Genomic DNA, 7,188 nt, shown 5'->3' on the forward strand with positions numbered 1-7,188 from the left:
CTTCCAGGCTCAATAGTATCAATTGCTTAGCCGTTTAACTGATGAAGTTGGGTGACTTCGCACCCGAGGGCAAGGCCAGCGCAAAGCACGAACGATACAGGGTCGATTTCCTGTTTCGCTGGGGCCTTGTTCTAACGGGCGATCACCGCGAAGGCACGACCGAGGTAGCAGACATCACGGTGCCGTTGCGCGCCATCTTGGGCAGCATGGCCGATGCGCCAACAGGGGCGGCGCTACCTGTAGACTGCAGCATCACCCCCGGCCGCGTCACCGATGCGAAACAGCTTCGGCTGATCCTGTCGGCGGGGAAGAACGGCGAAGCCTTCCGCGATGGACGCAAGGCAAACGATTGGTCGGCCACCATGAAGGCGACCCTAAACGCGGCGGCGCAGTTCTGCACGGACGAGCAACTTGCTTATCAGGTCATCGCCACGAGCGGCCTTGTGCAGTTGGCCGAGGACAAGGGATCTGTGTCGCGCATCGAAAAGCTGGACCGCCTTTGGGCGAAGGAATGGCGCGACTCCTTGATCAAGACCGAGCCTAGCCGCAGGGCCGATGCCGCCGCCCATGTGGAAATTGGCACCCTGACATTGGCCGATCTTTGGGAGAGCGGTAGCCTCTACGTCCAGTATATGGTGCAAGAACGCGCCAAGCAGATGATCACCGCAGGCTTGATCATCGGTGCGTCTGCTGGCGACCTCGCCCCCTTGTTTCACTACCTCAAGCCCGAAACCCTCAATCAGCTAGAGGATGATCTGCGGCGCACGAAGAACGATGCCTTCGCCCGCGTCTGCATGGAGGCTCGTGTTCTCGCGCACGGTGACACCGATACCTCGGTCGCCGAGTTGGATGCCTACATGAACAAGGTTGCCGCCCAAGAGCGGGAAATCGACCGTAAGGCGCGGTTTCAGCAGTACAACCAGCAGTATTACATCATCGAAAACTATGGCGGTGCAGCCCGTGTTTTCCGGGACGAGTTCCACCCCGATACCGGGGCGCAGGTAAGTTTGAGCGTTCGGGCGTTCTGCGAAGCGAAGGCGCACGACAAGGTGCTGGATGGGTGGGACTTGGATGACAAGCGGCCTGTCCTCAAGTCAGCCGCCAACATGTGGGTGATCTCGGATTCAGCCCGTCGCTATGTGCGGCAGGAGGCCAGATTTGAAACGTCTGACCGAGAAATCACGGTTGAGACAGGGAAGGTCTTGAACCTGTTTCAGGGCTGGGCCACGGCCCCGGTCGCGGGGGAATGGCCTGCAATCCGCTATCTCGTTCACGACATACTCTGTTCCGGGTCGAACGAGGCTTCGGCCTATCTGCTGGATTACTTGGCGCAGATGGTCCAGCAACCCCATATCTTGCCGGGGACGGCGGTGATCCTTCAAAGCGAAGAGCAGGGAACGGGCAAGAGCACGTTCATGGCCTTGCTCCGGCGGCTGCTCGGGGCGCGGTACTGTTCCGTCACTTCCGACGCCGGAACGCTTGTCGGCCAGTTCAACGCTCAGGCCATGAACAAGGTGCTGCTCCATTTCGAGGAAGCTGTTGCGCCGAACGACCGAGTTGTGGAGAGCAAGGTTAAGGCGTTGATCACAAACGAAACGCTAACCTACAACCCCAAGGGCCTGCCCGCGATTGAGGCGCGTAACTACGCCCGTGTGTTCATGACCTCAAACGCGCAGCAGGTCGCGCACCTTGCCCGCCATGATCGCCGAATGTTTGTCCTCAGCGTGTCGGCCAAGCACGCGAACGATACGGCGTTCTGGTCGCAGGCCCATCAGCGATTTCCACAGGAGATGGAGGCCTTCATGCACGCCCTGCGGACGCGCGACATATCGGGCTTCCGCCCCGCGCAGATGCCCCATACGTCAGCCAAGGATCGCCAGAAGCTGGAGTCGGTGGTCGGCCCTGACCGCATCTTGCGCGACTTCTTGGAGGCTGGACGTTTGCCCGCATGTTCGCACTTCGATGGGCGGACGTGGGAGGTTCGCGTGTCGGCGCTGACAGAGCAGTTCATCAAGAACGGCTGCAAGGTCGGTCACAGCTTCCCGCAGCCCGCAAGGGTCTTCGCACCTGTGGCAATGTCCCCGGTTCGGGTGCGGCGCATCAACGTCAGTGGTCAGGCTTCCAAGACTTGGCGCGTCATCAGCCTTCCAACACTCGCCGATGCTCGGGCCGCGTTCCTCATGCATCAGAATGTCTCCGCCTATGATTGGGGCGACGACATGGCAGACTGGGCGCTCGACTGACCGCGCACCTCCACAGGGGGGGGATAGGTGGGGGCGGGGGGGGGCCGCGCCGGGGCGACCCCGTTTACACTTGAACGGAAAAACTTGGTCAATGCCGAGGCGGTACACAGTGCAAGTCGCCCCGGAGTACCTTCCTCAAAGGCACATACCTTTGAGGACTTGCTCTCGCTGTTATACAAGATACTGTGTTTGTATGAACGATCACTCTCAGAACCGCTTCGATGCTTGCAAGGCACTTTCCGCCTCCCGTTTTGAGGCGCGTGTGCAGGATGCCGACCATCAAAACCTCTTGGACATTACTGAAAAAGAGCGCACGAGTGTCTTGCCGTGGAAGGGCCAATTTAGTCCTCAGTTGGTCGAATTCTTGATTTCCAGATACTCGGCTCCCAACAAGACGATTCTTGACCCTTTCTGCGGGAGCGGAACAGTTCTTTATGAGGCGGCGCAGATGGGCTGTGGGGCTATTGGGTTGGATATAAATCCAGCGGCAGTCGCGCTTGCTCAGATTGCTAAGCTTTGCAATGCAGAGTCGTCAGACCGCTTCCAACTGGTTGAGGTTATAAAGAGAACACGTATCGATGCTGCCAAAATGCTCTCAGGCGAGGTTTCGACGCTTCAGCTAACGAGTTTGGTCTCTGAGTTAGTCGCCGAAGGGGAAGACGAAGTATCGAAGATCGTTAAGACTGCATACCTGATGTTGGCATTCGGTGATGGTAGCAGCACAGATTTGAAGAAGTTGAACCGAGCTTCTTCGATGCTATGCGAGGCTGTTGTTAGGTTGCCGAAATCTTCTATGCACATAGAGGCACGGATTGGCGATGCCCGTGCAACTGATCTTCCGAGCCGCAGTATTGATTATGTTTTGACTTCTCCACCCTACATCAATGTATTCAATTACCATCAGAATTACCGACAAATAACCGAGGCACTCGGGGAGAAACCCTTGTCGGCCGCGCGTGCAGAAATTGGCGCAAATAGGAAGTTTCGCCAGAATAGATTTATGACGGTTGTTCAGTATTGCATGGATATCTCCGCCATGTTTTGTGAAATGGGTAGATTGCTCAAGCCCGGTTCGCCGCTAACGATCATTCTCGGGCGAGAGTCAAGTGTTCGGTCGGTGCCGTTCAAGAACGGTGAATTGATATCGGCTATTGCTATTGAGGGAATGAGTTTCAAACCGATTGAGTGGAATGAGCGAAAATTCCTCAATCGCTATGGAGCCATTATATATGAAGACGTCATAACAATGCAGCCATGCGAAGTTGACCTGTCAGAAGCTGTGGAAATAGGCAGAGCCGTAGGGGCGCAAGCGCTACGCAACTCACTCTCTTACTGCGAAGCCGAGAGAGTTGCTGAAATTAAAGAAGCAGTAAGCGCAGCTTCTAAAATTGAACTCTCTCCCTTTGTTTTGGAGGAACGCCTTGGTTAATGTCAATGTAGTTGAGCTTCGGGCGCATGGTGACAAAATCCGGGCGCTTTTGGCGAATAGTAAGTTACCTGCAGCGGACAGGCCGAGGGTAGAAGCGCAAATTGCTCGTTATGAGCAGTGGATAGCTGACATGGACGCCCTTCAGTTGGAAGGTGATGCTCTTCTTTTTCGGCTTGTAGAGTTGCTGAACGATTATAAAAAGACAGTTGAGTTTGATCTAATCTTTCTCTCTCCCGATGATTTCCTTTATCGGCAAAAGGGTCAACTTAAACTTGACAACACTGTGCTTGAAGAGTTTCTTCCTAGACTATTCGATCCAAGGCTAATTCCGGGGTTCTTGCGGCAGAACGGACTTGAGTGTGGTCCACGTGCTAGCTTTTCGGGTCTTTCCTTTGAAAGTCCATTGCTTCCGCTCTCCGCGGGAGGTGTCTATTTGAAGGTAAAGGATCAAGACTTCTCTGTCACCCGCCGTCACAGAATAAAGATCACGGGTGCAAACAATCCACGTGATGTTTTTGAACAAGATTTTCACGTTTCCTATTTTGCGACCGAAATCAAGACCAACCTTGATAAGACCATGTTTCAGGAGGCTGCGGCAACAGCCGGTGAGCTCAAAAGAGCGTCCTCTGGCTCAAAGTATATCCTTCTGTGTGAATGGCTTGACATGACCCCAATTAACACAAAACTAACTGCTATGGACGAGGTAATTGTCCTCCGGCGTTCGAAGCGCTTGGCATCTAATCTTAGGGCGAATTTCTCGACTGCAGCTGGTCGCCGCCAAAGTAGCGATTGGTACGAGAGATTTCTTGCTGATCACCCGTTGAGTCAAGCGGGATTTTCGCGGTTGGTCTGGCATCTAAATGAATGTTTTCCGGCGGTAGAGCACGACGCTGAGGATGTCGTCTTGGAGCGAGGGTATTTTTGAATGCTACATTCATCCCTTGGGACAGTTGGAGGACGTTATCGACCTTCTTTTCAGGGGACGTTCCTAGCAGCAATTTTTTGCGCGAGCGTTGATTTGCACCGCCGAGACGTGTGACTTCTGCAGATCGGTCTATTGTGACAACCGACGCTTTGCCGTTTAATTGGCATTGACTCGCAGCTTTTGGGATGCTTGCGTTTGCGTTTCTTGGCGCTTGTTCACATTGTTGTCCTGATGCCCGTGCGTTCGCTGAAACCTGTACTGCAGCAGCGTGAGTGCCTTTCGCGCCCCTGATATGCGCGAACGCATACAGCGCGTGTGAGAGCGGTTTTTTGGGGGCTGTGAGCGGTGAGGCTACTCGCACTTCTGATCGGAGTAGCCCTCTGGCCGACCGATGTAAGTGGTGTTCGTGTCAAGGAGCGGCAACTCCGCAGCATCGAAAGCGTTAATCATTCTGGTTTCGACAAAGGTCTTTCCTGCTTCGCCTGTCGGCCCATGATAGTAATACGACAATGACTTTGTCTCTCCGGGTTCAATTCCACCGGAAACACCGAAAGAACTATCGTCCTTATTAATCGGGACCGATCTTCCTTCTTGCTTTACGACATACTCAAATTGAACACCGCTTATGGCAAATTTTAGGTTGTTCTTAATTTCGAAAATCAAATTATTTGAGTATTCGCCTTTCTCCACTCGAATGTTGGAGACCACAATCTTCTCATTCAGGCAAGCTTGTTGCGCCAATAGTGCATCAGCTTCGTTCTTCTTTTCAACTTCTGCCTGCGCTGCAGCATCAGCTTTTGCGACTTCCTGAGCAGCAATTAGCGTTGCCTTGGCTTTCACCTCTTCAACAGTGACGCCAGACATCCAACTGTCCATTCCGTCATAGAATTTGTCGCCGAGTTGTCCCATAGCCATCAACTGCGGAAGGCCGGGTTCAGCGGCCCCGGTCACAGGGTTCTTCTCAATTAGGATTGCCAACAAGGCTTTCCCAAATGCTTCCTTATCAGCCGGAGACATGTCGCTGGTTACACTTTTCACGGATTCCTGCATCGTCTCGACCGACGAGAAATCTAACTCATCGTCCCCGCCCCACGGCCAAGCCAGCGCAGGGCTAGTAAATGTCAGCGATGCAATAAGGGTAAGTGCGGCCGATTGCTTTAATAGACTCAACATGCTTTGCGCCCCGTTAATCTTTCACGGCAGGATGCTGCCATGCGAATGAGGCAAGGTGAAGGAGAAAGGTTGTCACACGTCAGGATTGTTTCGGTGGCAGCCGCGCCACGCGTCACGCGGTGAGCGTGACCACAGGGTCATGTTGCATGGGGATGCGGTGATGATCGCCGACCAGTTCGATGATGGTCTCCATGTGCTGGAGGCTGACGGGCTGGGGCATTTTGCGGCACATGCGCTTGACCGAGTTGACCTTGAACACGAGTTGCCCCGCCCACGGCCAGTGCCCAACCTGCCTGCAATGATGTGCCATGTCGTCATGCTTCGCGCGCCATTGTTCAAAGCGTGCCTGCGCCTCGAGCGTCAGGGCTGGTTCGTATGCGGCGAAGTTGAGGGGGATCACAGAAGCCATGTCGCGTCCTTGTCATAGATGCCGAGGTGCTCAACCATAATGTAGTGGCCGCTCGGGTGGTGGGGGCTGTCGAACCGCTGCGTGAACACAAGAGGTTCGGTATTGATCATCACAGTCAGGGCCTTGTTCAGCAGTGCCTTATGCACTTCGTCACTCGCCCCTGCGCCAAGCCGACGCTGCGCCAACGGGAGCGCCCGCTTGACCACTGTGGACGTTTTGAGGGCCTTTTTCTGCATCAGCAGGGCGTCAAGGATGCAGGACGAGTAAGCCCGATTGTGAGGGTCGATTGCGCGTCCGTAATCAAGCGGCTGCATGGTGTCGCCCGTTTCGGGTCTCCACAGGTAGGCGTGAAACTTCATCGCCCCCGCGCGTCCGTCCAGCGCGTAAACGTGGGCATGGTGCAGGCCATGATTGCCGGGATGGGCGCGGCAGTAGTCGCGCATTTCCTGCAAGCTGTCGTGGAAGTCGGTGGTCGAGTGCCAGAACTCCCCATGCAGCAGGTTCGAGTCCGGCAGATCATCAGCAAGGGGTTGGCCGAACCATTGGATGCCGCCCATCAAGCATTGGAACTGCACGACATGGTCAAGCAGGCTCCTAAACTTGTATTCCTCAATCGGGACGCCGTGCTTCATATCCAATTCCCCTGATTGCGACGATTTTAATGCGCCTTCAAATCGCGTTCAAATGGTAATTTCTTGAGTACCCCGCCAATAAGATTGCGAGAGATTGATTGCATTGCGTCTGCGCGTATAATTAGGCGAATTGAAGATGCGAGGGCGACATGGACGCGCAAGAGGAAGAACGGATTATTCTGCGATTGAAGTTGCGAGCCGAGGGCGGCGACGTGGATGCGGCCAAGCTTCTATTCGCAGAGCGGTCAAAGCGGGTGCGGCCTATCCGATTTCAGGAGTGCCAAACGCTGGAAGAACTAAAGATCGAATTTGAAAACTATAGTAAGCGGCAAGGAAACCCCGTGGGTGCCGCGGCGTGGCTGATTTGGGATAGGTGT

7 protein-coding genes are annotated in these 7,188 nt (G+C 54.6%); 4 read left to right on the forward strand and 3 right to left on the reverse strand.

Going from position 1 to position 7,188, the window contains the following annotated elements; genetic code table 11:
* The first annotated feature begins 41 nt into the window (after nt 1-41).
* The 3 genes from IE101_RS19370 to IE101_RS19380 all read left to right on the forward strand — a co-directional run bounded on the left by IE101_RS19370 (nt 42) and on the right by IE101_RS19380 (nt 4,597).
* Complete coding sequence (locus IE101_RS19370) at nt 42-2,243, forward strand: primase-helicase family protein (protein WP_189635484.1); 2,202 nt, start codon at nt 42-44, stop codon at nt 2,241-2,243.
* A 193-nt stretch (nt 2,244-2,436) separates the two neighbouring features.
* Nucleotides 2,437-3,672: a DNA methyltransferase gene (locus tag IE101_RS19375; RefSeq protein WP_189635485.1), complete on the forward strand. Its 1,236-nt coding sequence runs from the start codon at nt 2,437-2,439 to the stop codon at nt 3,670-3,672.
* The gene (locus IE101_RS19380) at nt 3,665-4,597 is read left to right on the forward strand and encodes a Bpu10I family restriction endonuclease (protein WP_229804331.1); all 933 of its coding nucleotides are present in this window, start codon (nt 3,665-3,667) and stop codon (nt 4,595-4,597) included. Before IE101_RS19375 ends, IE101_RS19380 begins: the two co-directional genes overlap by 8 nt.
* Nucleotides 4,598-4,948: 351 nt before the next feature.
* Here the strand turns inward: IE101_RS19380 and IE101_RS19385 are convergent, their stop codons facing one another.
* The 3 genes from IE101_RS19385 to IE101_RS19395 form a co-directional block, all read right to left on the reverse strand.
* Entirely contained in the window at nt 4,949-5,770 is an 822-nt protein-coding gene (locus IE101_RS19385; protein WP_189635486.1) for a hypothetical protein, read from the reverse strand.
* 112 nt (nt 5,771-5,882) lie between these two features.
* A complete protein-coding gene (locus IE101_RS19390; RefSeq protein ID WP_189635487.1) occupies nt 5,883-6,179 on the reverse strand; it encodes a hypothetical protein in 297 nt (98 codons plus the stop codon).
* The gene (locus tag IE101_RS19395) at nt 6,167-6,811 is read right to left on the reverse strand and encodes a hypothetical protein (protein ID WP_189635488.1); all 645 of its coding nucleotides are present in this window, start codon (nt 6,809-6,811) and stop codon (nt 6,167-6,169) included. Before IE101_RS19395 ends, IE101_RS19390 begins: the two co-directional genes overlap by 13 nt.
* Nucleotides 6,812-6,960: 149 nt before the next feature.
* On the opposite strand from IE101_RS19395, the gene IE101_RS19915 reads away from it, so the two are divergent.
* A partial coding sequence (locus tag IE101_RS19915; RefSeq protein ID WP_229804332.1) for a hypothetical protein occupies nt 6,961-7,188 on the forward strand: 228 nt, incomplete at its 3' end.

It is taken from the genome of Gemmobacter lanyuensis (assembly GCF_014652355.1).
Classification (GTDB): domain Bacteria; phylum Pseudomonadota; class Alphaproteobacteria; order Rhodobacterales; family Rhodobacteraceae; genus Gemmobacter; species Gemmobacter lanyuensis.